This window comes from Desemzia sp. C1, assembly GCF_020882875.1.
In the GTDB taxonomy this organism is placed as follows: Bacteria; Bacillota; Bacilli; order Lactobacillales; family Carnobacteriaceae; genus Desemzia; species Desemzia incerta.
Window position 1 is genome coordinate 1,574,430 of the sequence record NZ_JAJIZP010000003.1, and the last position, 25,984, is coordinate 1,600,413.

Below are 25,984 nucleotides of genomic sequence, written 5' to 3' on the forward strand. Positions count from 1 at the left end.
ACGGTCTTAATTTAAATAAAGAAATTGCTTACAATTCGATCAAGCTTTTCTTTTGCTAACTTTCTTTTTTCCCGCTACTCTTAAAATAGTAAAAAGAAAGAGAAAGGGGATTTTATTAGTGGAAAAACTTTCAGGAAAGTCAGCATTTATAACAGGCGGAACTTCAGGGATAGGAGAATTTACCGCTAAGGCATTTGCAACTAATGGAGCAAAAGTAGCTGTAGCTGGTCGTGATGAAGAAGATGGCAAACGCATCGTAGAAGAAATTCGACAAGCTGGAGGAGAAGCCATTTTTGTTCGACTAGATATTACAGATAGAGAATCGATCAGCAAGAGTGTACAACAAACAAAGGATTCTTTCGGAACCATTGACATCTTGTTTAATGGAGCTGGGATCCATGATTCTTACGATACAGTGTTGGATACAGACGAAGAAAGTTACGACTTGTTAATGGACATTAATGTTAAAGGTCCCTTTTTAATGACCAAAGAAATTTTGCCGATGATGTTGGAAAAAGGAAAAGGAACCATCATCAATGTGGGCTCTCAAGCTACTTTTGCAGCAGGACCTGGCGGATCAGCTTATGTGACTTCTAAACATGCGCTCGAAGGATTCACGAAACAGTTGGCTTATGATTTCGGGAAAAAAGGAATCAAAGCGAACTTGATTGCACCAGGATTCATCGAAACCCCAATGACGGAAGGGATAGAAGATGAACGATTAAAAGACATTCCGGCACAACGAGCAGGAAAACCAGAAGAAGTAGCAGCCGTAGCTGTGTTTTTAGCTTCTGATGAATCGGATTACATCCAAGGGACTTCTATAAAAGTAGACGGAGGATGGACAGTCGGCCGATGACACTGTTCAAAAATTGTGTATTGATATAAAGGATAAAATTAGACAAAAGGAAACAGATTTTGTACCTGTTTCCTTTTGTCTAGTTTGACTATTTATTTAACGGCTATAAAAGCGAATGTATCCATGGATTGGATAGAGCCCCTTTGATGATAGGTTTTTAAGGTGTTCAATTCTGAAGCAAGCAATGTTTTGAATTTTTCCGGTACAGAGTGAAGAGAATCAATGATTTCAGGTGCGTCAGAAATGGTCATATCTACTTCCCATCCGCCGTCTTGCAAGTGTTTGGAAGGAATAACAGCTTCTTCTGTTATTTTCCAACCAGCTTTCTCAGCGAGCATCAGACTGTCTTCAGGAGTGATCAATGTACGAATATTCGCTTCAGTTGTCTGACGAAAACTTTCATATTGGGCTTGCAGCAAAGCGGCTAAGAAGTGCGGGAGTTGATGACTTTCAGTCACACGTGTATCCCACTCCGCAAATACAAGGCGTTTTCCCCATTTATTCAGCTTGGTAAACATCTCTAGTAAAGTTTCCTGAGAGTTTACATACCAACTAGAATGTGACAATACGATCGTGTCAAACGAATTTTCTGGAAAATCTACTTCGGAAGCTAAAATATCCGTATCGAAACTAACAGTGATTTGCTTGCCGATTGGTGATTGTTGCAGTTTAGCTATCGCTTCGCCTAATGTCTCAGGTGCGCCGTAATCAGGACTGGCGATATCAACAGCGTGTACACTGCCAGTATTTCCTGTCAAGTAAGCTAATATAGCCGTTGTATCTCCTTGACCGCAGCCGATTTCCAATATGTTTTCTCCAGCGTGAATTCCCCAAAATTCCGCTAAATGAAGCCTGTGCTGTGTCTGGACAGCCTGTATTTCTGACAACTTTCCTGTTGGAGAAATGTAAGTGGCTAATTCTTCAATGGATACTTTCTTCTTCAATGCTTATCCCTCTTTCTTTTGCAGCTTAGAATTTAGTTCATTATATCGTTTTTTAAGCAAGATAAATACATAAAAAAAGACATTATATGTTAATCTAGTAAACAGAAGAAAGGTAAGTGAAAAGATTGAAGAAAAGTTTGGCAAAAATGAAATTATTTTTACAGTTGACAGCAGCGGTAAGTTTTTTAGGGGCATGCAGTGTAGAGAGTCATTCTACTGAAACCATTGAAAGTCCAGCTGCTTATGAAGCCTCCCTTAATCAAGCGGAGGATAAAAAAATGACCGAGTCTGAGGAATTAGCGGTTCATTATATAGATGTTGGGCAAGCAAATGCGACGTTGTTTGAATTTGCAAGTGATGACGAAGAATATGCAATTCTTTATGATACGGGGGATTGGACAAGTACAGATGTAGTCGATTACTTAACAGACAAAGAGATACAAGAATTAGACCTCGTGATCGCGAGTCACCCAGATGCTGATCATATCGGGCAGTTGGATAAAGTATTGGAGCAGTTTGAGGTAGGGGAAGTATGGATGTCCGGAAATACGACTTCTTCAGATGTTTTTATTCGTTCACTTGAAGCTATTCAAAAATTTGAAGTAGGCTATTATGAACCAAGAGCGGGTGAGCAGTTCGATATTGGACCATTGAGTATGGAAATCCTTCATCCTAGTGTATTGACGAGTGATACAAATGCAGATTCTATATCGATGTTCGTTTCTTATGGGGAAGTGGACTTTTTATTTACGGGTGATGCAGGGAAAAAGCAAGAAATGGAAATGGTGAATTCGGGTATGAATTTAGATGCCGAAATTTTGGCTCTAGGCCATCATGGATCGGATACCTCCAGTGCACCGGCCTTTATTGATGCAGTCAGTCCTGAAGTAGCCATCTACAGTGCTGGAGCCGGTAATTCTTACGGACATCCTCAAACCAGTGTCGTGTCACTGATTCAAGAAAAAGGAATCGCATTATACGGAACAGATCAAAATGGTACGATCATCGTCAGAACAGATGGGGAAAGTTACCACATTGAGACGGTGAGGGATGAAAGTAAAATACAAAAAGACACTGAGAATTCATTGGCAGGGAAGATTGATCTCAATACAGCTTCTTATGAAGAACTGCTTGAAATTGCCCATATTGGACCAGAACGTGCAGAAGACATTATCTCATTGCGACCATTAGAAAAAATAGAGGATCTACAGAAAGTTAATGGGATTGGACCTTCTAGATTAGAAGACATCATCACTGAAGGCAAAGCTTATGTAGGAGGAAATTAAATGAAAGCTATTTTGGATCGTATAGAAGAGGGGAAAGCAGTTTTACTGATTCAAGATGTAGAGAAAGAATGGATCATCGACAAGAATCATTTGCCTCACGGGAGTAATGTAGGTGATTGGTTGACGATACAAATCACAGAAGGACGCATAAGTGATATGACGATTGATCAAGCATTGACACAAGAGAAGAAAAAGACAGCAGAAGATTTATTAACATCCATTCGCAAGCGGCCTAAAGGGAGCAAGTTTAAAAGAAAATAAAAATTGCTGTACGATAGAAGAGTTTAGCAATCTAAAATCAAATTAGATTAAATATATTGACGATAGGAATTTGAATGCAGGAAAGAAAATTCTCATTGAAATGACGTCAAACACATAGGTTGAGTTTTACTTTTGTGGTATCATTAAAAACAAAGAAAAAGTAATTTTTGGGGGCAAACAGAGTGAATAATATATATCCAGATGATAGTTTGGCATTGCATACAGACATGTATCAACTTAATATGATGAAATCATATTGGGAATTAGGTGATGCAGATAAGAATGCTGTGTTTGAAGTATACTTCCGTGAGCATCCTTTCGGAATTGGATACGCAGTTTTTGCTGGGTTGGAACGCGTTGTAAACTACGTTAAAAATCTATCTTTTACAGAATCTGATCTCGATTATTTAAGACAGACTCAAGACTATCCGGAAGAGTTTTTAACGTACTTAAAAAACTTTAAGTTTACTGGGACGATTCGTTCAGCTATAGAAGGAGACTTAGTCTTCGCTAACGAACCTATTATGCAGATAGAAGGATCGCTTGCTGAATGTCAATTATTGGAGACAACGATTTTGAATGTCGTCAATTATCAAACATTGATTGCAACAAAAGCCTCCGAAATGAAAACAGTAGTGGGGAATGACCCATTGTTGGAATTCGGGACTCGCAGAGCTCAAGAAATGGATGCAGCCATTTGGGGAACACGAGCAGCTTTCATTGGCGGAGCAGATGCTACAAGTAATGTGCGTGCTTCTAAGATTTTTGGTATTCCAGCTAGTGGAACACATGCACATGCAATGGTTCAAGCCTATGATAGCGAGTATGAAGCTTTCATGGCTTATGCCAAAACACATAAAGATTGTGTCTTTTTAGTAGATACATTTGATACGTTAAAAACCGGCGTACCGAATGCGATTCGTGTTGCTGATGAAATGGGCGATAAAATCAACTTTTTAGGTGTTCGATTAGATAGTGGAGATATGGCCTATATTTCTAAACAAGTTCGAGCGCAATTGGATGAAGCAGGATACCCGGATGCTAAAATCTATGCTTCAAACAACTTGGATTCAAAAACGATTTTAAACTTAAAAATGCAAGGGGCCAAAATTGATGTTTGGGGTGTCGGTACTCGACTAATCACCGCCTTTGATCAGCCTGCTCTCGGAGCCGTTTATAAGCTAGTATCTATAGAAGACAAAAACGGAAACATGAGAAACACTATCAAGTTAACGAGCAATGCTGCTAAAATGTCCACTCCAGGGAAAAAACAGGTGTGGCGTATCACCAGCAATGAAAAAGGGAAATCTGAGGGCGACTATGTAGCGTTATGGGATGAACGACCTGATTTGGAAGATGAATTGTTCATGTTCCATCCAATCCATACGTACATCAACAAAACGGTTGAAAACTTCACAGCAGTGCCTCTGTTAAAGGATATTTTTGCGGACGGAGAATTGGTGTATGAGTTGCCTCATTTGGAAAAAATCAAAGCACATGCCAAAGAGAGTTTGACAGCGTTATGGGATGAGTACAAGCGAATCTTAAACCCAGAAGCTTATCCTGTTGATTTGTCTCAAAAAGCTTACGACAACAAATTAGCGATTATTAAAGAGACCAGAAAGAAAATGAAAGCTTTAGAGAATAAGTAATTATTTATTTATTTCAGACCTATCAGATTACCAACAAACACGTTTAGAAAGGGTGCAAGTCATGTCAGAATTAAGAGACGAAATCATATCAGAAATGAAAGTTCAACCTTCTATTGATCCTAAAGAGGAAGTTCGCAAACGAGTGGAATTTTTAAAGTCTTATCTAACAAAATATCCTTTTATCAAGACGTTCGTACTAGGAATCAGCGGAGGCCAAGACTCTACATTGGCTGGGAAAATCAGTCAACTAGCTATCACTGAAATGAGAGAAGAGACAAACGATGCAAGCTATCAATTTATTGCAGTACGCTTGCCATATGGAACACAAGCCGACGAACAAGATGCGCTGGATGCCATTGAATTTATGGAAGCCGACAAAACCGTTCGTTTTAATATCCAGCCTGCTACTGATGCAGTAGTAGAAGCACTAACAGATGAAGACATTCAAATCAGTGATTTTAACATCGGCAACGTCAAAGCTCGTCAACGAATGATCGCTCAGTATGCCATAGCTGGAAATTACAGCGGTGTTGTCGTAGGAACGGATCAATCTGCTGAGTCGGTGACAGGTTTCTATACAAAATATGGTGATGGCGGAACAGATATCAATCCATTATTCGGATTGAATAAGCGTCAAGGTAGAGCGATGCTGAAAGAATTAGGTTGTCCTGAGCATTTATACACGAAAGTCCCGACAGCTGATTTAGAAAATGACCGCCCGTCTCTTCCTGATGAAGCGGCATTAGGCGTTACTTATGAAGCTATAGATGATTACCTAGAAGGTAAAGAAGTTAAAGAAGAAGACGCAAAAACAATCGAAAGCTGGTTTGTGAAGACGCGTCATAAACGCCACATGCCGATAGATATATTTGATGATTTTTGGAAATAATAGAAAATAATGAAAAATAAGTTTCATAAGGGATCATACGATTCTTTTATGAAACTTATTTTTTACGATTAGTTGGTAAAAAAGAGAGTTTCTAGCAGTTGCAATTTCGGTCTATACCATTTATAATAAAGAAGAAATTTTCAAATAAGGGAGACAAGAAAATGACCAATCAAGTACTTGTCAACGCAACTGTTTATACTGGCGAAACCAGGATTGATAACGGTTACGTTCGTTTTGATCAACAGATTTTAGAAGTTGGAAAGATGGAAGAGTTCGTAAAAGACTCACAAGAAGAAGTAATCGATATCGCTGGGAAAATAGTTGTTCCTGGTTTTATTGATGTACACAGTCATGGCGGTTATGGCATTGATAACATGGACGCAGATCCAGAGAGCATCAATGAAATGATCTCTAAGATGTATCAAGAAGGAATTACTTCTTATTTTCCTACAACAATGACTCAGTCATTTGAAAATATTGAAAAAGCTTTAAAAGGCATTGCTGAAGCTGCGGAAAAGAACCCGGTTATTCAAGGGATTCACGTAGAAGGGCCTTTTATATCGGCAGTATTCAAAGGGGCTCAACCAGAAGAACACATCAAAATTCCAGATGCAGAGACTATGAAAAAATGGGACGAGATCAGTGGAGGACGTGTTCGTTTAGTGACATATGCTCCTGAGACCAGCGATGCCAGCGAATTCGAAAAAACGTGCCAAGAGCATGATATTGTATTATCGGCTGGACATACAAATGCGACACGTGAACAAATGAAACAATCAAAAGCAAAACACATCACACATCTATATAATGCTCAAAGAGGTTTGCATCACCGTGAACCAGGTGTTACAGGTCATGCATTTTTAGATGAAGATACGTATGTAGAAGTCATTGCAGATGGATTTCACATTCATCCTGAAATGATCAAAATGGCTTATAAAATGAAAGGGCCGGACCGTATCGAAATCATTACAGATGCTATGAGAGCAAAAGGAATGCCTGACGGTGAAAGTGAGTTGGGCGGACAAAAAGTTATCGTGAAAGATAAACAAGCTCGTTTAGAATCAGGTAGTTTAGCTGGAAGCGTATTGGAATTTCAAGATGCTTTTAGAAATGTGATCGAATTTACTGGTTGTAGCATAGAAGATGCAGTAAAAATGAGTTCTGTTAATCAAGCTAGAGAGTTTGGATTGACTCAAAAAGGCATGATCACTAGCGGAAAAGATGCTGACTTAGTAGTTTTAGATCCTGACTTTAATGTGGAAAAAACATTTAGTTATGGAAAAGAAGTATACAAAAAATAAAAATGGAGTTAATAATATGAACGTTTTTGTAATGAAAAATAAAAGAGAAGCTAGCCAAAAAGCATTTGAATTGATGAAACAAGAAATGGAAAATGGGGCTGACGTTTTTGGGTTGGCAACTGGAAGTACTCCAGAAGATTTGTATGAAATTATGACAGCAAGCGATACGGATTTTTCAGGTATCACATCTGTAAATTTGGACGAATATGTTGGTTTATCACCTGAAGATCCTCAAAGCTACCATTATTTTATGGAAAAGCACTTATTCTCTAAAAAACCATTCAAAGAGACTTATGTACCGAATGGATTAGCAGAAGAGACAGAAGAAAGTGCACGTTACAACAAAATCATTGCAGATAATCCGATCGATTTACAAATTTTAGGAATCGGAACGAATGGACATATCGGATTCAATGAACCAGGAGCATCATTCGATTCTGAAACACGTAAAGTTGCATTAGTAGAGTCGACTATTGAATCAAATAAAGTTTATTTCGAGCATGAAGAAGATGTGCCAAGATACGCTTATTCTATGGGAATCAAATCTATTATGGCATCTAAAAAAATTATATTGATGGCATTTGGCGAACATAAAGCAGAAGCCATCAAAAATATGATCGAGGGACCAATTACTGAAGACGTACCAGCCAGTATTTTACAACGGCACCCGAATGTTACGGTTATTGTTGATGAAGAAGCTGGGTCGTTATTGAAACGTTAAGGGGTGAAGTAATGGCCAAAGAAAAACCGATTTATATTCAAATCCATAATAAGATTCGAAAAATGATCGAAGAAGGCAAATGGCAAGTCGGGGAACGAATTCCTTCAGAACGCGACTTGGCCAAAACCTTTGAAGTCAGCAGAATGACTTTGAGACAAGCTGTGCAGACACTTGTGGATGAAGGGATTTTAGAACGTCGAGTTGGATCAGGAACGTATGTATCTAGTCAAAAAGTTCAAGAAAAAATGACCGGGATCCAAAGCTTTACAGAAACCATTTTATCTCAGGGGAAAACGCCCACTAGTAAAACTGTTTCTTATCATGTCAAGCCGGCCAGTGTGAGCGAAGCTGAACATTTGAATTTACAGAATGAAACAGTCGTTTTGCGTATGGAGCGTGTACGCTTTGCAGATGATGTGCCTATTTGTTTTGAAGTGGCAACCATTCCTTATCACTTAGTTGAGTCATTAGGGAAGAAAGAAATCACTTCTTCTTTATATAGAACATTAGAAGAGAAAAAAGATATCCATGTGGGAAAAGCAGAGCAAACCATCTCGGCTATGCTGGCATCGGAAAGAACAGCGGAACACCTGAATATCAAACGTGGAGAAGCTATTCTGCGGTTGAAGCAAATTACGTACAGCAAAGACAACAGACCTTTTGAATATGTTCGTACTCAGTACGTAGCCGATCGATTCGAATTTTATCTAGAGAATTAGGTTGATTTAAACAGAATCATTATATATTGTTGTAAACAAAGAACCTCTGATGAGCCTAGGCTCGTCAGAGGTTTTTAAAGTTTTAAAACAAGCCTTAGTGTTAATAAAGTGTTTCTGATTCTTTAATTTGCTGATGGATAGATTGTTTTCTGGTTTCTAATTTAGTTTGAAGTTCTTCTACATTGAAACCAAGCTGTTCCAACATCTCAATGTTGCGTCCAATTTTAGATTTTGTATCCCAATCAGAAAATAAGTTGTCAAAGAAGATATCAAACGTTTTACTCATGCCGCTGAATTTTTCGTAACTCAATAAACGATCTAAGGATAAATCTTTTAATTCCTTTGTATAACTTTCTAAGTGCTGTTCTAATTGATTCATTTTGGCTTCAGCTTTATCAATTTTGTCGTATTTCATCATATCTAAAATAAGGCTGCTGTTTGTAAACATGTCCCAAGTGGAATAAGAATCTGCAGAATCCAAATCATCTAATGCAAAATCAATTCCTGCCAAGACTTTTTCGCCTGCTGCTAGAGCTTCATCAATTTCAACTAACTCTTGTTTGAGTTCAGCTCGCTTGAATTCTTCTGTCTGACTTTTCTCACGGAAATCAGTATTTTGCTGATACAATTGTTCTTTGATTTGTCGGATACGTGCAGTAGTTTCTTGAATAGCGGTCTGGATTGAATCCAATTGTTCTCTTGCTTCCAGAAATAGAGCTAAAGATAGATCCAACTCACGTTTTGCAGTCAGTTGTTCTTGCTGCTCTTTATCAAGTTGCTGATTGTAATTTCCGACCAGTCGTTTCAAGAATGTCGATAAAGATTCTTGCTGCAGTTTTTCGACATCTGCTTTTTCTTTTTCAAACCATGCTTGTGCTGCTTCGTATCGTTTTTCGTTTTCATCTAATCGTTGTAAAGCTGTTTTTTCTTTATGTACTAAAGACTTCATTTTTGCTTGCAATACTTCATACTCTTCCAACATGTAAATCTCTCCTAGTAACCTTATTTGATCGCATCCGCTTTATCATTATTATGACGGAAAAAAACAATTTTTCAACAACAAAAACAGCCTAGAAATGTCTAGGCTGTTTGAGAATATAAACATACTAAGATTAGTAGGTAGAAACCCCGACGGGGGTTTCTGCCTGCTATTTTCTTTTTTTAGGATATAGTAGTGGTGAAAGGAAGCTCGACCATGCTCTCAAGGACTTCGAGTCCGAAATATAAACCGAGCTCCTTCACTGTCATTTCAGAATCAGTTTTAAGTATGTGGGACCGTGAGTCCGTGTAAAGGAAATTGGAATCGAAATGAATCAGTGAGGGTCTTTCAAAACAGACAAGAAAGCGAGGGAAAATTAATGTTCGTAGTAGCACTAGACGTATCCATGAAGAAAAGTTATGCAGTAATTTATGAAAGCAGTACTTGCTTATGGGAGGGCACCATTGAACACACGAAAACGGATTTTGGCATCCTATTGGATAAAATACAGAACCTTCCACGCACTCCAGAAGTTGTTTTCGAGGCCACAGGTGTTTATTCCCGACCGATAGAAGCTTTCTGCCAAAAGAACAAGCTACTCTACACACTACTCAACCCGCTTCAGGCCAAAAAACAGCTAGAAGAAGATACTCTGAGAAGTTGGAAGACTGATAAACAAGATGCCCATAAGTTAGCACAGACGCATGAGTTTAAGAAACGGACACCAAAGGTGGCTCAGGAAGAGATCTACCAAAACATGAGAGACTTGTCTCGCTTCTACCAAGAGGTGGAAGAGGAAATAAAACGGACACGTATGCATCTGCATAACTGTCTCCAGCTGGTATTTCCGGAGTTGGAACAGTTCTTCTCAAGCCGGATCAATCTCTACGCCTTGACACTAATCAGCCTGTTTCCACATCCTGAAATAGTCTTACAATCCACGACTACCAAGATAAAAAATTTACTAATAAAATCCACAAGAAAGAATATATCGGAAAACCGGGCCCGCAAGAAGGCAGAACAATTAATCTTCTTAGCGCAAGACTCTTATCCAGCTGTGGACGAAAATAGTGTCCATTGTCAAAAGACAATCTATTATGCAGAAAAGCTCCAAGACTTACTCCTCCAGAAGGAGGAGCTCCAAAATCAGATGACACGCATAGCAAAGGAACTCCCTGAACATGAGTTATACCTCACGATTCCAGGCATCGGAGAACTAACGTCAGCCCTACTCATCGGAGAATTGGGAGACGTGCGGCGGTTTAAAACGTCTAATCAATTGAATGCCTTTATAGGCATTGATATCCGTAGGTACCAATCTGGCAATTATGTAGGATTGGACCATATCAATAAGCGTGGCAATCCAAAAGGAAGAAAAATATTATTTTTCAGCGTACGAAATATGATCCGGCAACAAAAATCTGCACCTAATCATATCGTGGATTATTACTACAAATTAAAAAAGCAACCCGTCTCCAAGAAAGACAAGGTTGCCACAGTCGCCTGCATGAACAAGCTCCTAAAATGTATGCATTCCATGGTGAGGAACCATACTCGGTACGACTATGCGTACACGGTCTCGAGGACCACTAATTTAACTGTAGTATAGCACGAAGCTCTCAGAAAAAAAACAGAAGAAACTGAGGTTTCTTTGGTGTGCCCTCTTGTTGGAAGAGATGATATGCCCCCTCTTCTTTCCAAAAAATCTTTTCTGTTTTATAGTTATTTTAGCTTGACTAAACGTAGGAAATAAGTGCTGAAAATAAATAGGGTATTAAGATAATTTGGTGAAATCTTCCACCCATGTCATGCCTAAAGCACCTTCACCTAAATGCGTCCCGATAACAGGACCAAAATAACTAAGATTAAAAGTAACTTCTGGGTATAAAGATTCTAAGCTTTTTTTCCAAATAAGGGCTTTTTCTTCTGCGTTTGCGTGTATGATGGTTGAGACAATCGGATAACCTTTTTTGATGTCTTCGCCCAACAGATCTTCGATACGTTTCAAAGCTTTTTTATGGGTACGGATTTTTTCAAACACGACGATTTGTTTTTCATCAAAATGCAAGATAGGTTTGATTTTCAATAAAGTGCCGATTGAAGCAGCTCCATTAGAAAGACGGCCGCCCCGCACTAAATTCTTTAAGTCGTCTACGACAAAATAAGCTTTAAGACTTTGCTGCATGCGATCAAAATGCTCAAATATCTCTTGTACAGTTGCTCCTTGCTGAACCAGACGAGCAGCTTCTAAAACGAAATAGCCTTGAGCAGTACAGCTTAGACCTGAATCATAAGGGTAGACTGCGATGTCTTCCATACGTTGTCCTAAACTTGCAACACTTTGGTAAGTTCCACTGATTTTACTGGACAAATGAATGCTGATAATTGCATCATAATCAGTTGATAATTCAGTAAACAACTCTTCAATATCTCCTAAAGCAGGTTGCGAACTAGTCGGCAACTTTTCACTTTGACGCATAAGATCAAAATAAGTTTCATTTGTCACATCTATTTCTTCTTTTAAGGCTTCTCCATTTACAATAACAGAAAGCGGAAGACGATAGATCTGATTATCATTATACTGTTCTGTTGTTAAATAAGCAGTACTATCGGTTACGACAGCTATTTTCACTAGGTTACCTCCTGGGCTGATTTTCTCTTTTTATATAGGGAAATATCACTACACATTAGAAAATTATACCATAGAAAAATAATTTGAACGGATTATTTTAAGATGTTCACATTGTGTTAAACAAATCTAGTTTCTTAAACAGGATGTACTAATTCAAGCCACTAGATTGAAATCTGTTTGATTTGCCTTGTTTCCATAAAAAAAGACTTGTACACTGGAATGTAGAAAAGAAGTCAGAATGTCATGTAGAGAGGAAAAAACAATGCTGAAAAAATATCGGACAATTGAAAAAGATGGCCAATATGAATTGGACATTAAAAAATCTCGTTTTATTTGTCATGTAAAGAGAGTAGATAATGAAGATAAAGCTTTAGAATTTATTGCAGCAGTCAAAAAAGAGCATGGTAAAGCGAACCATAATTGCTCTGCTTACATGATCGGAGACCATGACGAGATTCAACGAGCCCATGATGATGGGGAACCTAGCGGGACTGCAGGCGTTCCTATGTTGGAGGTATTGAAGAAAAAAGAGTTGAAAAACGTGGCGGTCGTTGTGACGCGTTATTTTGGCGGTGTAAAGCTTGGCGCAGGAGGATTAATACGTGCTTATGGGAATGCGGTCAGTAAAACAGTAGAAGAAATCGGATTGGTAGAAGGGAATCTTCAAATTGAGATCCAAGCTACAATAGAATACCCTTTGTTAGGGAAAGTAGAAAATCAGTTGCGAGGGTCAACTTATACAATAAAGGAGATTTTGTATACAGATAAAGTAACGGTCATTTGTTTAGTCAATGAAGAAGAAAAAGAGAACTTTTACGCGGATATGATTGAATGGGTCAGCGATCAAGTCGTCTTTCAAGAAGGACCTACGAGTTATTATGAATCAAAAATAAGTCTGTAATTGTTAAGAAACCGTTACAAAATTAAAACAATAGTATTAGAATGTTAGAAGTTGTGATAGAATGACCAAGACTTTAATATAACATTAAAAATCATTTACCCCAATAAAAAAGGTTTAAGAATATATTTGAAAAGGTGATCCTAAGTGACGAAAAAACAGATACCCTCTACAACGCGCTCTGATTATAGGAGGAACGGAAAAAAGAAAAAAACAAAGAGTCAAAAAATCATTCTCACGATTTTGATTCCTCTTATGGCTATATTGTTGGTTATAGCTGTATTTGCAGCGAAATTATTTGCAGAAGCTCAAACTGCAGTTGAAGATTCATATCATTCTATTGAACGTGAAAGTGAAGTCAACGTGAATCCAATAGAGGAAACTGTATCTGTACTGATCATGGGTGTCGATGATACTGAAAGCCGTAACCTAGGAAGCGCAAGAACAGACGCGCTGATCTACTTAACGATTGATCCAAACGAACATGAAATAAACATGGTCAGCATTCCTCGTGATACGTACACTGAGATCATGTATGATGGTCAAGTTCAAAAAAGGAATAAAATCAATTCGGCATATGAAGTAGGTCAGGAAAAAGCGGTTATTGAAACCGTTGAGAATTTACTGGATGTTCCAGTACACTACTATGCGACATTCAACTTTGATTCTTTTCTGGAGATCATTGACGCTTTAGGCGGTATTGAAATGGATGTGCCGGTTACTATCACAGAACAAAACTCTGATGGTAAAATGGGTCAGATCTATTTAGAAGAGGGATACCAAACATTGAACGGGGAACAAGCTCTTGCTTTAGCCCGTACAAGAAAAATCGACAACGATGTGAAGCGTGGAGAACGTCAACAATTGATCATTCAAGCCATCGTTAAAAAAGCTTTGAGTATTGGATCGATACCGAAATTATCGGATGCTATCGAAGCTGTTGGAAGCAATATGCGGACAGACTTGAGATTCAATGAAATGTTGAATATTGCTCAGTCTGGATTGGAAGGAAGTTACACCTTCAATTCTCATATCTTTGAATGGACTGATTTTAATCTTTACGGAGCCAGCATGGTGGAATTGTATCCAGACAGTGTTGACTACATCAGCCACAAATTGCGCGTAGCGTTAGATTTGGAAGCAGAAGATGAACGAGATCAAGAAGGATATGAATTCACTTCAAATCGGATTCCAGAATATGCTTATTAACAAGTTTTGTGGATAACAGGATAAAAAAAGAGCACGAATCAAAAGGGAAAACCTTTTGATTCGTGCTCTTTTAGTTAACAAAGATACATTTAGGTTTGGTTTAATCTTTACGATTCCATGAACGTGCAAACTTTCTGATTTGTTTTAACAAAGGCTGATTGGACTTCCCTGTCAAACCAATAAGTTCAACAAACAGTTCCAGACCGAATCCTAATCCTATAGTGAGGAAAACAGATCCCCATAAAGTTGATACTGGGTAAAGTAAAGCAATCAAAGAAAAAATAGCTGCTAAACAATAAATAGCAAAAACGGTTTGTTTGTGGGTAAATCCTAAAGACATGAGACGATGATGAATGTGCAGCTTATCTGCTGTAGCAATAGACTGTTTATTCAGTACTCTTCGAATCATTGCATAAATCGTATCTGTAATTGGAATACCCAACACTACAATAGGTATAATTAAAGTAATCAGAGTAGCATTTTTTAGACCTTGTAAAGACATAACCGAAATGATGAAGCCTAAAAACAATGCTCCAGTATCTCCTAAAAATATATGTGCTGGATTAAAGTTATAGGGTAAGAATCCGGCTATACTAGCCACAAATACAAATATCATAATCGGAACAGCCATGTTGCTCACCGTCAAAAAGAAATAACCGATGATCCCCATTGTTGTTAATGCGATCATAGAAACTCCACTGGCCAATCCGTCTAATCCATCAATTAAATTGACAGCATTGGTAATTGCTAATATCCAGAATAAGGTCACGAAGAAACTAAGTGATCCAAAATGCAGTTCGCCAAACAAAGGCAAAGTCATCATATTTAATTGGATATTGCCCATAAAATAAACAATGCTTGCGGCAACTGAAATTCCCAACATTTTCAATTTAGGACTCAATCCTTTTAAATCATCTATGATCCCAGTAATCAAAATGACGCAAGAACCCAGGAAAATCGGCCAAATTTCTTGATTCGGGATGGGGACAAGAAAGAATATGGTCAAGAAAAAAGAAATGAAAATAGCGATACCGCCCATAGTAGGTACAGCTCTCGTATTTACTCGACGTTCATTTGGATGATCAACCGCGCCAATAGCAAGAGACATTTTCTTTACTAGAGGTGTTGTCAGTACGGAGATCAATGCAGCTGCAATACAAGCTAAAATAACGTGAAACATATTATACATGTGAACGGGATCCTTCCTTATTGTTATCTTTATTTCATAATCGGAATTTTTTCATTAAATTTACTGGAATAATATTTATCCAGCAAACTGAAAATAGACAAGGATGTTTATCTATTTGGTTAGTAATCGTGAGTGGAAGAATAACTTCTCGCAAACGTGAAGCTTTGCTGTACTCATTATACAAATTTAATGCGGCAAAAACAAACACCAATATTGAACAGTCTTTTGAAAGAGTGGTTTAAAAAATCCTTTATTGTGTTTAGTCCATGAATCCGATAAACTTGATAAAAGTTGTTATTTAAGAAATGTAAAAATAAATTTCGTTACCCAATCCAGTATTATTAAGGGGAAATCCATATGCGTTCTATAGAGAGAAAAAATAAACACAAGAAAAGAAAGCGAATTTTACTGTTGATGACGATTGTAGGAGTGATTCTTATTGCAAGTTACTTCGTCTATGCTTTTTTATCGGCCAACTCTTTCTTCAATGCCATTCAAGAGGACCCGATTTCTTCGCAGGAGGAAGAGATGGTTATTATTGAGAATAAAGAACCTTTTTCTATCCTATTGTTAGGTGTAGACGAACGACCTGGAGATATCGGCAGAGCAGATACAATCATCGTGGCGACTGTAAATCCGAATACTGAAGATGTAAAATTGTTGTCCATCCCTCGAGATACGTTAATTGAATTGCCCAAATCAGGAGAGGCAGACAAAATCAATGCCACCTATGCTTATGGTGGGATTTCCTACACGATTGAAACAGTGGAAAACTATTTAGATATACCAATCCAGTATTATGCCCAGATCAATTTCCAAGGATTAGTGGATCTGATTGATGTGATAGGCGGTATCGAAGTCGACTCTCCATTAGATTTTACAGTCCAAGATAGTGATGAGACTCAAAATGCGATCCATATTAATAAAGGATTGCAGCGTTTGAACGGAGAAGAAGCTCTAGGATATGCTCGGATGCGTAAACAAGATCCACGTGGAGATTGGGGACGACAAGAGCGGCAACGGCAAGTTATTCAAGCCATTGTTGATGAAACGATTTCGATTTCAAGTCTAACGAATTTTAATCGCATCTTTAATGCTATTGCACCTAATTTAAAAACCAATCTATCTGGTCGAGAAATATGGATTTTGGGCACTAATTATGCTTCTGCAGCACAAAATATAGAATCCCTTACTTTAAATGGGGAAGAAGCTTACATTTATTTCCCCAGCTACGGACAAGAAGTCTATGTATGGGAACCTTATGAAGAAACTGTGGCCGAATTGCAGCAAATTTTGAAAACACATTTAGAATTAGACTTGCAGTCTCTTGAATCAGAGATAGAAGAATAAAAATCATCCCCAAAAAACGAGACAGGACTTTTCTTGTCTCGTTTTTTGGTATAGATGAAAGTTTTAATTCAAAAGATTTCTGTTTCACATTGCGTATAGTACTTTTGAGGTGAAATGATGAATCTGGAAATGATGGGAAGAGAGTTGTTGTCGCAAGAACTGAATGGCATTACAGAGATGAACGAGTCTGTTGAAACAAGATCAGGATTCACACAAACTGAGAAGAAAATCAGCTGCACCCGTTGCGGCTCTTCCTTAGTGAAGGATAGGGTTTTTGCACCGTGTCTTTGTGGTGAAGGTTGTTTTTATTGTCTTAGTTGTTTACAAATGGGGAAAGTAAAGAAGTGCAGTACACTTTATTACCACAAGGAAGAAAACTTATTTGCAGACATAAACGAGCCGGTATTGATGTGGAAAGGGACTTTGTCTCCTCAGCAGCAAGAGGCTTCGAAAGAAATTCTTGCGACGATAAATCAAGGTGGAGAACGATTAGTTTGGGCAGTAGCTGGAGCGGGGAAAACCGAGATGTTGTTCCAAGGAATAGCACAAGCATTAAGAGACAAAAAGAGAGTTTGTTTAGCTTCGCCTAGAGTAGACGTTTGTTTGGAATTAGCCCCGCGAATCCAGCACGCTTTCTCTCAAACTGAGTTGATTGTTTTACATGGCAGTATGGAAGAAACGTACCGCTATACTCAGCTTGTGATCGCGACAACACATCAACTCATGCGTTTTCGAGAAGCTTTTGATGTGCTGATCATTGATGAAATCGATGCTTTCCCTTATCATTTAGATGACTCTTTGCAATTTGCAGCACAAAAAGCGCGCAAGAAAAACGGTTCATTGATCTATTTATCTGCCACTCCAAGTGCAGCTATGCGAAAGCTGGTTCAAACGCAGCAACTGCAAGCATCTATTTTGCCTGCACGATATCATGGTTATCCACTGCCTGTCCCTGCATTTATGTGGACAGGAGATTGGAAGAAAAAGATTCAAAACCAAAAAATGCAAGGTCGCTTTTTTAAAATAGTCCGAGAAATGTTGAAGGCCAATAGGAGATTTCTTATTTTTGTCCCCAATATTGATTTGATGCATGAATTGGCTACCTGCTTAAACCTACTCTATCCTTCAGCGGTATTCACCAGTGTGTATGCGGAAGATCCCGAAAGAAAAGAGAAAGTTTTGATGATGCGACAAGAGGAATTAGATTTTCTTTTGACTACGACTATTCTAGAAAGAGGCGTAACCTTTAGAGACATCGATGTTTTAGTATTAGGAGCTGAAGATAAAACCTTCACAGAAGCTGCATTGGTCCAAATTTCAGGCAGAGCAGGCAGACACAAAGATTACCCTACAGGAGAAGTAATCTTTTTCCACTATGGGCAGTCGCGAGAAATGAAACATGCAAGGAAACAAATCATGAAAATGAATCGACTAGCTTATGAGAGAGGATTGATTCATCAATGAATACTTGTTTATGGTGCGGTGTTGAAGAAATGCCGGTCATTCGTTTAGCAGATTTAATAGGCTTGTCTAAAATATCCTCAAAGCCGCTTTGCAGGAAGTGTTCATTTCTTGTCAGCCTGCTAGACGATCAATCTACATGCAACGGTTGTGGAAGAGTGTGGGAAGGTAGTGAACTTTGTCCTGACTGTATCCGATGGAAAGAACAGTATCCACAATACGATTTTCAAAACGAAGCACTTTATGAATACAATTCTTTTATGAAAGACTGGATAGAGGCGTATAAGTTCAAAGGGGATTATCGATTGGGAAAAGTGGTTGCTGAACCGTTAAAGAAAAAAATTACTCAAAAAATTGATCATTCATGGCTGACCGTTCCAATTCCCGTCAGTAAGAAAAGTATGGAGAATAGAGGGTTTAACCAAGTCGCGGGTCTATTGTCTTTTGCAGAAGTGAACTATTTAGAGGTTTTGAAGCATATTGGAACGGGTGAAAAACAATCCAGTAAAAATAGAAAAGAACGAATGATCACTCCACAGCCTTTTGAAGTACGTAAAGAAATGTTGGATATAGTTGTGGATAAAAAAATTCTTTTGATAGATGACGTGTACACTACAGGAAGAACCTTGTTTCATGCTGCAGAATGCTTATTATCAAAAGGAGCGGTCAGCGTCCGTACGTTGACGATTGCTCGGTGAACTGTCTTTTGGCAAAAGGTTATGTCAACGAGAATGAAGAAAGAGTATGGTTGAAAAATTTGATTATTAAAACGCTATCTTTTATAATGACATTAAGCAATACATCATGTGAGTGGTCCATATGATGTTGCGGTATCTGATGATTAGAGGTGTTAATCAAACAGTAGTAACAGAACTACCTATTAAAGAACGAAAGAGTTCGCAAAAAAGGTTCTGCTATTTTAAAAACCTATTAACTACCAAAAGGTATCAGATTGAAAGGGGAGACTGTTTTATGATTAGATATAATGTCCGTGGAGAAAACATTGAGGTGACTGCTGCGATTCGCAGTTATGTAGAGAAAAAAGTAAGCAAGATTGAAAAATACTTTAATGATGTACCAGAGGCTACAGCTCACGTAAATTTAAAAACGTATTCTGATAAAACAGCAAAAGTGGAAGTGACTATCCCAGTACCGTACATTGTGTTACGCGCAGAAGAAACTTCTCCAGATCTATATGGAAGTATCGATCTAGTTGTGGATAAACTAGAAAGACAAATGCGTAAGTACAAAACGAAAACAAACCGCAAAGGACGCGCGCAACAAAATCAACCGATCGATCCGCTTGCAGGAACAGATTTTGAACAAGCAGCTGATGAAGAAGCCGATGATGAAATGTCCATTGTACGTACAAAACGCTTATCTTTAAAACCAATGAATAGTGAAGAAGCTGTATTACAAATGAACATGTTAGGGCATGACTTCTTTATTTTCGAGGATGCTGATACTAATGGAACAAGCATCGTTTACCGCAGAAATGACGGTCAATACGGATTGATTGAAACAGAGTAATCCAACTCTTTAATATGATAGAAACAATAGAGAACCTGAACAAAGAGATATTCTTTGTTCAGGTTCTCTATTGTTTCTTCAAAAAGGAATATTTTGTGGATACTTTAAAGCACAGTCTTGCCTTTTAGCGAAAAAAGGTTTAATTTCTTTCTCTATATATGATAGAATTAGAAAGAATGTAAACTGAACAATAGGTGAAGTGTAACAAAAACACACATGTCATATGATATAGGCAAATAAATAGTGGATAGAATGACCATATAGGGGAGAAATATTGAATGGCAAATTTATTACGCAAGATCTTTGATACAGATAAAAAAGAATTAAAAGAATTAAATAAAATTGCACAAGAAATCGAACAATATGGAGATCGAATGTCAGCTTTAACAGACGAACAGTTACAAGCTAAAACTCCAGAGTTTCAAGAACGTTATAAAAATGGCGAAACATTAGACGATTTACTGCCAGAAGCTTTTGCGGTCGTCCGTGAAGCAGCAAAACGTGTCTTAGGATTATATCCATTCCATGTTCAATTAATGGGAGGAATCACATTACACCGCGGGAATATCGCTGAGATGAAAACCGGTGAAGGTAAAACATTGACAGCTACTATGCCTGTTTATTTGAATGCATTGAGCGGCGAAGGTGTTCACGTTGTTACTGTCAACGAATACTTGGCAAGTCGTGATGCTGTTGAGATGGGTGAATTGTATGAATGGTTAGGGTTAACTGTTGGATTAAATACCAACGACAAATCATCAGCTGAAAAACGCGAAGCTTACAATTCAGATATTATGTACAGTACGAATAATGAGCTTGGATTTGATTATTTACGTGACAATATGGTCGTCTATAGAGAGCAAATGGTACAACGTCCTTTGAATTTTGCAGTTGTCGATGAGGTCGACTCTATTTTGATTGATGAGGCAAGAACACCTTTGATCATTTCAGGACAAACACAAAAATCAAACACATTGTACACTCGTACTGACTTCTTTGTGAAAGGTTTGAAAGAAGAGGAAGACTATACGATTGATGTTTCATCAAAAACGATTGCCTTAACAGAAGAAGGAATGGAAAAAGCAGAAAAAACATTCCGAGTAGAAAACTTATACGATGTTGAAAACCAAGAATTGACGCATCATTTAGATCAAGCATTGCGTGCGAATTACATTATGCACCATGACATCGATTATGTCGTTCAAGAAGGAAAAGTGAAGATCGTTGACCAATTTACTGGACGTATTATGGAAGGCAGACGTTATTCTGATGGGCTTCACCAAGCAATCGAAGCTAAAGAAGGCGTTGAAATCCAAAAAGAATCTAAAACAATGGCCAACATTACGTTCCAAAACTACTTCCGTATGTACAAAAAGTTATCTGGTATGACAGGTACAGCTAAAACTGAAGAAGAGGAATTCCGCGAAATTTACAATATGAGCGTAGTGGCTATTCCAACCAATAAACCGTTGGGCCGTGATGACCGCCCAGATTTGCTTTACCCTTCATTAGAAAGCAAGTTCAAGAGTGTTGTAGAAGAAATCAAAGAACGTCACTCAAAAGGTCAACCCATATTGGTCGGTACAGTAGCAGTAGAAACATCTGAATTGCTGTCGAAATTATTGAAACAAGAAAAAATACCTCACCAAGTATTGAATGCGAAAAATCACTTCAAAGAAGCTGAAATCATTACAAACGCTGGACAACAAGGTGCAGTTACGATCGCAACCAACATGGCTGGTCGTGGAACGGATATCAAGCTAGGCCATGGTGTTCGTGAATTGGGCGGGTTATGCGTTATTGGTACGGAACGTCATGAATCTCGTCGTATCGATAACCAATTGCGTGGACGTGCAGGTCGTCAAGGTGACCCTGGTGTCAGTCAATTTTACCTATCTCTAGAAGATGATTTGATGAGACGTTTTGGGTCCGAAAAAATCCAAGCCGTTTTACAACAATTGAAGCTGGATGAAGAATCAACCGTTATCCAAAGTAAAATGATTTCTCGCCAAGTAGAATCAGCTCAAAAACGTGTCGAAGGGAACAACTATGATACACGGAAAAACGTCTTGAAATATGATGATGTTATGCGTGAGCAACGTGAAGTCATCTATAAACAACGTTTGGAAGTCATGATGGAAACTGAATCTTTGAAAAAGGTTACTGTTCCAATGATCAAACGTACGATCAATCGTATCGTACAAGCCAATACACAAGGCGAACAAAAAGAGTGGGACTTGCAGAATATCATCGACTTTGCCGGATCAGCTTTAGTTCATCAAGACACTGTTACTGTAGCTGAATTAGAAGGCAAAACAGCTGATGAAATCGAAGATTACTTGTTGGAATTAGCTAAGAGTGTATATGCTGAAAAAGAAGCTCAATTGAATGGAACAGAACAAGTTCTTGAATTTGAAAAAGTAATTGTTTTACGTGTAGTAGATACGAAATGGACAGACCATATCGATACAATGGACCAGTTGCGTCAAGGTATCGGGTTGCGTGCATATGGTCAATCGAATCCTTTAGTAGAGTATCAAGCAGAAGCTTTCACTTTATTTGAAGAAATGATTGCGTCAATCGATTATGATGTCACTCGCTTCTTGATGAAATCTCAAATCCGTCAAAACTTGAAACGTGAACAAGTGTCAGCTGGAGCTGCTGCTCATGCTGATAATGCTAAAAAAGCAGCTGAACAATCAAAACAAGAGATCAAACAAGCTGTTCGTGCAGATGGAAGTAAAGTAGGACGCAATGATCCATGTCCTTGCGGAAGCGGAAAGAAATTCAAAAACTGTCACGGAAAAGAAGATTAAGAAAATTAGTCATTGAGTGACAATAGACTATATTGAATAGTTAGACTTGAGGGGTTAGACAAAGAGATTTGGCTAAGCCCTCAGTCCATTTTTTAGGAGGAGAAATAATGGAACAAAGTGAAGTAAGAAATTTTTTAGAAGCAGTCGAAAAGAAACTAGTCAACTTTAGGGGGTCTCTTTGACTTAGAAGGTATGGAGAGAGACATTGCCGAATACAATGAGATCATGTCTGAACCTGGCTTTTGGGAAAATACTGAAAAAGCACAAGAAACAATCAATAAGGCGAACACGATCAAAGAAAAATACAATCAGTTCAAAGCACTAGAGACAAAAAAAGAAGATTTGGAAATCATGTTGGAAATGCTGAGCGAGGAACACGATGAAGCGCTGGAAAAAGAACTGAGCGATACAGCTATCCAATATGAGAAAGAACTCGATGAGTTTGAACTTCAAATGTTGTTAAGTGACCCTTACGATAAAAACAATGCCCTTTTAGAAATCCATCCTGGAGCAGGAGGAACTGAATCACAAGACTGGGGAAGCATGTTGTATCGTATGTATACAAGATGGTCTGAAAAAAGAGGGTTTAAAGTAGAAATCGTGGATTATCAAGATGGCGATGAAGCTGGAATCAAAAGTGTGACTCTTTTAATCAAAGGGCATAATGCTTACGGCTATTTGAAAGCTGAAAAAGGCGTGCATCGATTAGTCCGTATTTCTCCTTTCGATTCTGCAGGCAGAAGACATACTTCGTTTGCATCCGTCGATGTAGTGCCGGAAATCAATGAAGATATTGACATTGAAATCAATTCTGATGACTTGAAAGTAGATACTTATCGCGCAAGCGGTGCTGGTGGACAACACATCAACAAAACAGACTCTGCTGTTCGAATCACTCATATTCCTACAGGCGTTGTTACAGCAAGTCAGGCTCAACGTTCTCAGTTAAAAAACAGAGAGCAAGCCATGAGTATGTTGAAAGCAAAACTGTACCAAATGCAAGTAGAAGAAAAAGAAAAAGAAATGGCTGCTATTCGAGGCGAACAAAAAGAAATTGGATGGGGCTCACAAATCCGTTCTTATGTTTTCCACCCTTATTCTATGGTTAAAGATCATCGTACAAACTATGAAACGGGGAACGTAAATGGAGTAATGGATGGAGATCTTGATCCTTTCATTCATGCTTATTTAAGCAATAGTCTAAAAAGCAACTAATCAAAAGCCTTGATTTAGGCGGCTTAAATCTTCGTTTAAAAACTGAATAGTGTATTTAAAAATTTGCGCTTATAAAAGTGTCGAACTTCTGTCATATTTAGTCAATGACAGAAGTTCTTTTTTTGTCATCTTTGTAATATTCAAAGGGATAAGTAAATAGATAATGAAACAGAATTAGGCGCTAAAGTTGGAGCAAAAGGGTTTAATCGTTAGTATAACAACAAAAGAGAACGTTTATTTAAAAAGTGTCAATAATAGTAAAGGTCTTTCTGCAGCGTAATATCATGAAATATATTGAAATGTTTTTGTAAAGAGATTAAAACAGACATTAATGTCGTGAGTGATATAATGGATTTTGTGCAAAGGGAAGTCTTTGCCTTTTTTATTCTGTTAACACCAGATAAAAAAATCTAAATTTAGATAGGTGATAAAACAATGATAGAGATGCTCAACGTTTCGAAAAAGTATCCTAATGGGATTACTGCCGTGAACGATTTAACTATTCGTATTGAGCAAGGCGAATTTGTTTATGTAGTCGGGCCAAGTGGTGCTGGAAAATCAACCTTTATTAAGATGATGTATAGAGAAGAATTACCTACAAAAGGAACTATCAAAGTAGGAGACTTCGATTTAGTGAAAATGAAGAATAAAGACATCCCTTATTTAAGAAGACATGTAGGAGTAGTTTTTCAAGATTTCAAATTGTTGCCAAAGCTTACTGTATATGAAAATATTGCTTACGCGATGGAAGTCGTTGAAAAAAATCCAAAAATAATCAAAAAACGTGTCTTGGAAGTTCTTGATTTAGTCAATTTAAAACACAAAGTCAAAATGTTCCCAAATGAATTATCCGGTGGTGAGCAGCAACGTATCGCTATTGCAAGAGCTATTGCCAATATGCCGCGTGTGTTGATCTGTGATGAGCCGACTGGTAACTTAGACCCTGAAACATCATGGGAAATCATGAATATTCTAGAAGAAATTTCTAATCGAGGAACAACTATTATTATGGCAACACACAACAGCCAAATCGTTAACCAAGTAAGACACAGAGTTCTTGCTATCGACAATGGCCGTATTGTCCGGGATCAACAGGAAGGAGAATATGGTTATGAAGCTTAGAACTATGGGAAGACACTTTAAAGAGGCTTTTAAAAGCTTAGTCCGAAACGGATGGATGTCAGTGGCAGCAGTCAGTGCTGTAGCTGTAACATTGCTTTTAGTAGGGAGCTTCGTTGCTTTATTGATGAACGTGAACAAATTAGCATCTGACGTAGAGAACGATGTAAGTGTTCGTGTTTACATTGATTTAGCTGCAAATGAAGAACAACAAACACAATTAGGTGAAGAGCTGGAAAAACTAGAAGCCGTTGAAACGGTCGAATATTCTAGCCGCGAAGATGAATTACAACAAGTTGTAGGAACGTATGGAGCAGAATTTGATTTATTCGAAGGCGACGATAACCCATTACATGATGTATACATCGTCAACACAACTACTCCTCAACAGACAAGTGCTGTTGCTAAGCAAGCAGAAGAACTAGAATTTGTTTCTCAAGCCAACTATGGTGGAGCAGAAGCAGACAAATTGTTTAAAACAATGGAAAATGTGCGTAACGTCGGTGGGATAGTGATTATAGCATTATTATTAACTGCTGTATTCTTGATATCAAATACGATTCGAATCACGATTTTCTCTAGACGTACTGAGATTGAAATCATGAAATTGGTAGGAGCAACCAACTGGTTCATTCGTTGGCCATTTGTCATCGAAGGAGCATTGATCGGCCTTGTTGGAGCAATCATCCCAACAGCTATCATCAGCGGAGTTTATATTTACGGTTATGAAGTGATTTCAAATTACTTTGTGGGAACATACTTCTCATTATTACCTGTAAATCCATTCTTATTCCAATTAGGTGCTGTCTTATTAGCAGTCGGATTTGTTATCGGATCAATCGGTTCTATCTTATCCATCAGAAAATTCTTACGTGTATAAAAACAAACAAGCATCACAGCAAGTCAAATGTATTGAACATTAGTCAAAAACTTATCGTAGACATTAGGGGAAAA

23 protein-coding genes are annotated in these 25,984 nt (G+C 38.0%); 19 read left to right on the forward strand and 4 right to left on the reverse strand.

From position 1 onward, the window contains the following. Positions 1-118 precede the first annotated feature (118 nt). Positions 119-859: an SDR family oxidoreductase gene (locus tag LMF32_RS08065; RefSeq protein WP_230524442.1), complete on the forward strand. Its 741-nt coding sequence runs from the start codon at positions 119-121 to the stop codon at positions 857-859. 92 nt (positions 860-951) lie between these two features. Here LMF32_RS08065 and LMF32_RS08070 read toward each other — a convergent pair whose 3' ends face one another. Next, positions 952-1,803 carry a class I SAM-dependent methyltransferase gene (locus LMF32_RS08070; protein WP_230524443.1) on the reverse strand — a complete coding sequence of 284 codons (852 nt, stop codon included), beginning with the start codon at positions 1,801-1,803 and terminating at the stop codon, positions 952-954. Positions 1,804-1,919: 116 nt separating this feature from the next. Between LMF32_RS08070 and LMF32_RS08075 the strand changes: the two genes are divergently transcribed. From LMF32_RS08075 to LMF32_RS08105, 7 genes are all read left to right on the forward strand, one after another. Beyond that, positions 1,920-3,089, forward strand: a complete 1,170-nt coding sequence (locus LMF32_RS08075) for an MBL fold metallo-hydrolase (protein ID WP_230524444.1) — start codon at positions 1,920-1,922, stop codon at positions 3,087-3,089. Then, a complete protein-coding gene (locus LMF32_RS08080; RefSeq protein ID WP_230524445.1) occupies positions 3,090-3,350 on the forward strand; it encodes a DUF3006 domain-containing protein in 261 nt (86 codons plus the stop codon). It abuts the gene before it with no gap. Between the two features lie 182 nt (positions 3,351-3,532). Beyond that, on the forward strand, positions 3,533-5,002 hold the full coding sequence (locus LMF32_RS08085; RefSeq protein WP_230524446.1) for a nicotinate phosphoribosyltransferase: 1,470 nt from the start codon (positions 3,533-3,535) through the stop codon (positions 5,000-5,002). A gap of 61 nt (positions 5,003-5,063) precedes the next feature. Beyond that, positions 5,064-5,891 (forward strand): ammonia-dependent NAD(+) synthetase, encoded by an 828-nt coding sequence (nadE, locus tag LMF32_RS08090; RefSeq protein WP_092480538.1) that lies wholly within the window; start codon positions 5,064-5,066, stop codon positions 5,889-5,891. A gap of 161 nt (positions 5,892-6,052) precedes the next feature. Then, positions 6,053-7,192, forward strand: a complete 1,140-nt coding sequence (gene nagA, locus LMF32_RS08095; RefSeq protein ID WP_230524447.1) for an N-acetylglucosamine-6-phosphate deacetylase — start codon at positions 6,053-6,055, stop codon at positions 7,190-7,192. Between the two features lie 16 nt (positions 7,193-7,208). Next, positions 7,209-7,913 carry a glucosamine-6-phosphate deaminase gene (locus tag LMF32_RS08100; RefSeq protein ID WP_092480686.1) on the forward strand — a complete coding sequence of 235 codons (705 nt, stop codon included), beginning with the start codon at positions 7,209-7,211 and terminating at the stop codon, positions 7,911-7,913. 11 nt (positions 7,914-7,924) lie between these two features. Then, positions 7,925-8,632 (forward strand): GntR family transcriptional regulator, encoded by a 708-nt coding sequence (locus LMF32_RS08105; protein WP_230524448.1) that lies wholly within the window; start codon positions 7,925-7,927, stop codon positions 8,630-8,632. Positions 8,633-8,732: 100 nt separating this feature from the next. Here LMF32_RS08105 and LMF32_RS08110 read toward each other — a convergent pair whose 3' ends face one another. Beyond that, positions 8,733-9,614, reverse strand: a complete 882-nt coding sequence (locus LMF32_RS08110) for a hypothetical protein (protein ID WP_230524449.1) — start codon at positions 9,612-9,614, stop codon at positions 8,733-8,735. A 376-nt stretch (positions 9,615-9,990) separates the two neighbouring features. Between LMF32_RS08110 and LMF32_RS08115 the strand changes: the two genes are divergently transcribed. Then, positions 9,991-11,220: an IS110 family transposase gene (locus LMF32_RS08115; RefSeq protein ID WP_230524087.1), complete on the forward strand. Its 1,230-nt coding sequence runs from the start codon at positions 9,991-9,993 to the stop codon at positions 11,218-11,220. A 165-nt stretch (positions 11,221-11,385) separates the two neighbouring features. Here the strand turns inward: LMF32_RS08115 and LMF32_RS08120 are convergent, their stop codons facing one another. Then, positions 11,386-12,243: a DegV family protein gene (locus tag LMF32_RS08120; RefSeq protein ID WP_230524450.1), complete on the reverse strand. Its 858-nt coding sequence runs from the start codon at positions 12,241-12,243 to the stop codon at positions 11,386-11,388. A 238-nt stretch (positions 12,244-12,481) separates the two neighbouring features. Between LMF32_RS08120 and LMF32_RS08125 the strand changes: the two genes are divergently transcribed. Further along, a complete protein-coding gene (locus tag LMF32_RS08125; RefSeq protein WP_230524451.1) occupies positions 12,482-13,144 on the forward strand; it encodes a YigZ family protein in 663 nt (220 codons plus the stop codon). Between the two features lie 144 nt (positions 13,145-13,288). After that, entirely contained in the window at positions 13,289-14,350 is a 1,062-nt protein-coding gene (locus LMF32_RS08130) for an LCP family protein (RefSeq protein ID WP_092480544.1), read from the forward strand. A 100-nt stretch (positions 14,351-14,450) separates the two neighbouring features. Here the strand turns inward: LMF32_RS08130 and LMF32_RS08135 are convergent, their stop codons facing one another. Continuing rightward, positions 14,451-15,530, reverse strand: a complete 1,080-nt coding sequence (locus LMF32_RS08135) for an MraY family glycosyltransferase (RefSeq protein WP_278046316.1) — start codon at positions 15,528-15,530, stop codon at positions 14,451-14,453. 366 nt (positions 15,531-15,896) lie between these two features. On the opposite strand from LMF32_RS08135, the gene LMF32_RS08140 reads away from it, so the two are divergent. The 8 genes from LMF32_RS08140 to ftsX all read left to right on the forward strand — a co-directional run bounded on the left by LMF32_RS08140 (position 15,897) and on the right by ftsX (position 25,910). Continuing rightward, a complete protein-coding gene (locus tag LMF32_RS08140; protein WP_230524452.1) occupies positions 15,897-16,889 on the forward strand; it encodes an LCP family protein in 993 nt (330 codons plus the stop codon). 117 nt (positions 16,890-17,006) lie between these two features. Continuing rightward, positions 17,007-18,353, forward strand: coding sequence for a DEAD/DEAH box helicase (locus tag LMF32_RS08145; protein ID WP_230524453.1), 1,347 nt, complete (start codon positions 17,007-17,009; stop codon positions 18,351-18,353). Continuing rightward, entirely contained in the window at positions 18,350-19,048 is a 699-nt protein-coding gene (locus LMF32_RS08150; protein WP_188205042.1) for a ComF family protein, read from the forward strand. Before LMF32_RS08145 ends, LMF32_RS08150 begins: the two co-directional genes overlap by 4 nt. A 274-nt stretch (positions 19,049-19,322) precedes the next feature. Further along, positions 19,323-19,880, forward strand: a complete 558-nt coding sequence (gene raiA / locus LMF32_RS08155; protein WP_092480549.1) for a ribosome-associated translation inhibitor RaiA — start codon at positions 19,323-19,325, stop codon at positions 19,878-19,880. A gap of 278 nt (positions 19,881-20,158) precedes the next feature. After that, positions 20,159-22,696 carry a preprotein translocase subunit SecA gene (secA, locus tag LMF32_RS08160; protein WP_230524454.1) on the forward strand — a complete coding sequence of 846 codons (2,538 nt, stop codon included), beginning with the start codon at positions 20,159-20,161 and terminating at the stop codon, positions 22,694-22,696. Positions 22,697-22,803: 107 nt separating this feature from the next. Next, positions 22,804-23,911, forward strand: a protein-coding gene (gene prfB, locus LMF32_RS08165; protein ID WP_230524455.1) for a peptide chain release factor 2 whose coding sequence is annotated in 2 segments (ribosomal slippage) — positions 22,804-22,875 and positions 22,877-23,911 — 1,107 coding nt in all. Because the reading frame shifts where the segments join, the coding sequence is not laid out codon by codon here. A 435-nt stretch (positions 23,912-24,346) separates the two neighbouring features. After that, the gene (ftsE, locus tag LMF32_RS08170) at positions 24,347-25,033 is read left to right on the forward strand and encodes a cell division ATP-binding protein FtsE (protein ID WP_092480552.1); all 687 of its coding nucleotides are present in this window, start codon (positions 24,347-24,349) and stop codon (positions 25,031-25,033) included. Beyond that, the gene (gene ftsX, locus LMF32_RS08175; RefSeq protein ID WP_092480553.1) at positions 25,023-25,910 is read left to right on the forward strand and encodes a permease-like cell division protein FtsX; all 888 of its coding nucleotides are present in this window, start codon (positions 25,023-25,025) and stop codon (positions 25,908-25,910) included. Before ftsE ends, ftsX begins: the two co-directional genes overlap by 11 nt. The last annotated feature ends 74 nt before the right edge of the window (positions 25,911-25,984 follow it).

Bases quoted from the DNA above. Each gene is read 5' to 3' on its own strand.
- LMF32_RS08080 (WP_230524445.1), top strand. From the start codon at position 3,090: ATGAAAGCTATTTTGGATCGTATAGAAGAGGGGAAAGCAGTTTTACTG.
- nadE (WP_092480538.1), top strand. From the start codon at position 5,064: ATGTCAGAATTAAGAGACGAAATCATATCAGAAATGAAAGTTCAACCT.
- nagA (WP_230524447.1), top strand. From the start codon at position 6,053: ATGACCAATCAAGTACTTGTCAACGCAACTGTTTATACTGGCGAAACC.
- LMF32_RS08100 (WP_092480686.1), top strand. From the start codon at position 7,209: ATGAACGTTTTTGTAATGAAAAATAAAAGAGAAGCTAGCCAAAAAGCA.
- LMF32_RS08105 (WP_230524448.1), top strand. From the start codon at position 7,925: ATGGCCAAAGAAAAACCGATTTATATTCAAATCCATAATAAGATTCGA.
- LMF32_RS08110 (WP_230524449.1), bottom strand. From the start codon at position 9,614: ATGTTGGAAGAGTATGAAGTATTGCAAGCAAAAATGAAGTCTTTAGTA.
- LMF32_RS08115 (WP_230524087.1), top strand. From the start codon at position 9,991: ATGTTCGTAGTAGCACTAGACGTATCCATGAAGAAAAGTTATGCAGTA.
- LMF32_RS08125 (WP_230524451.1), top strand. From the start codon at position 12,482: ATGTCATGTAGAGAGGAAAAAACAATGCTGAAAAAATATCGGACAATT.
- LMF32_RS08135 (WP_278046316.1), bottom strand. From the start codon at position 15,530: ATGTTTCACGTTATTTTAGCTTGTATTGCAGCTGCATTGATCTCCGTA.
- LMF32_RS08140 (WP_230524452.1), top strand. From the start codon at position 15,897: ATGCGTTCTATAGAGAGAAAAAATAAACACAAGAAAAGAAAGCGAATT.
- LMF32_RS08145 (WP_230524453.1), top strand. From the start codon at position 17,007: ATGAATCTGGAAATGATGGGAAGAGAGTTGTTGTCGCAAGAACTGAAT.
- LMF32_RS08150 (WP_188205042.1), top strand. From the start codon at position 18,350: ATGAATACTTGTTTATGGTGCGGTGTTGAAGAAATGCCGGTCATTCGT.
- raiA (WP_092480549.1), top strand. From the start codon at position 19,323: ATGATTAGATATAATGTCCGTGGAGAAAACATTGAGGTGACTGCTGCG.
- secA (WP_230524454.1), top strand. From the start codon at position 20,159: ATGGCAAATTTATTACGCAAGATCTTTGATACAGATAAAAAAGAATTA.
- ftsE (WP_092480552.1), top strand. From the start codon at position 24,347: ATGATAGAGATGCTCAACGTTTCGAAAAAGTATCCTAATGGGATTACT.
- ftsX (WP_092480553.1), top strand. From the start codon at position 25,023: ATGAAGCTTAGAACTATGGGAAGACACTTTAAAGAGGCTTTTAAAAGC.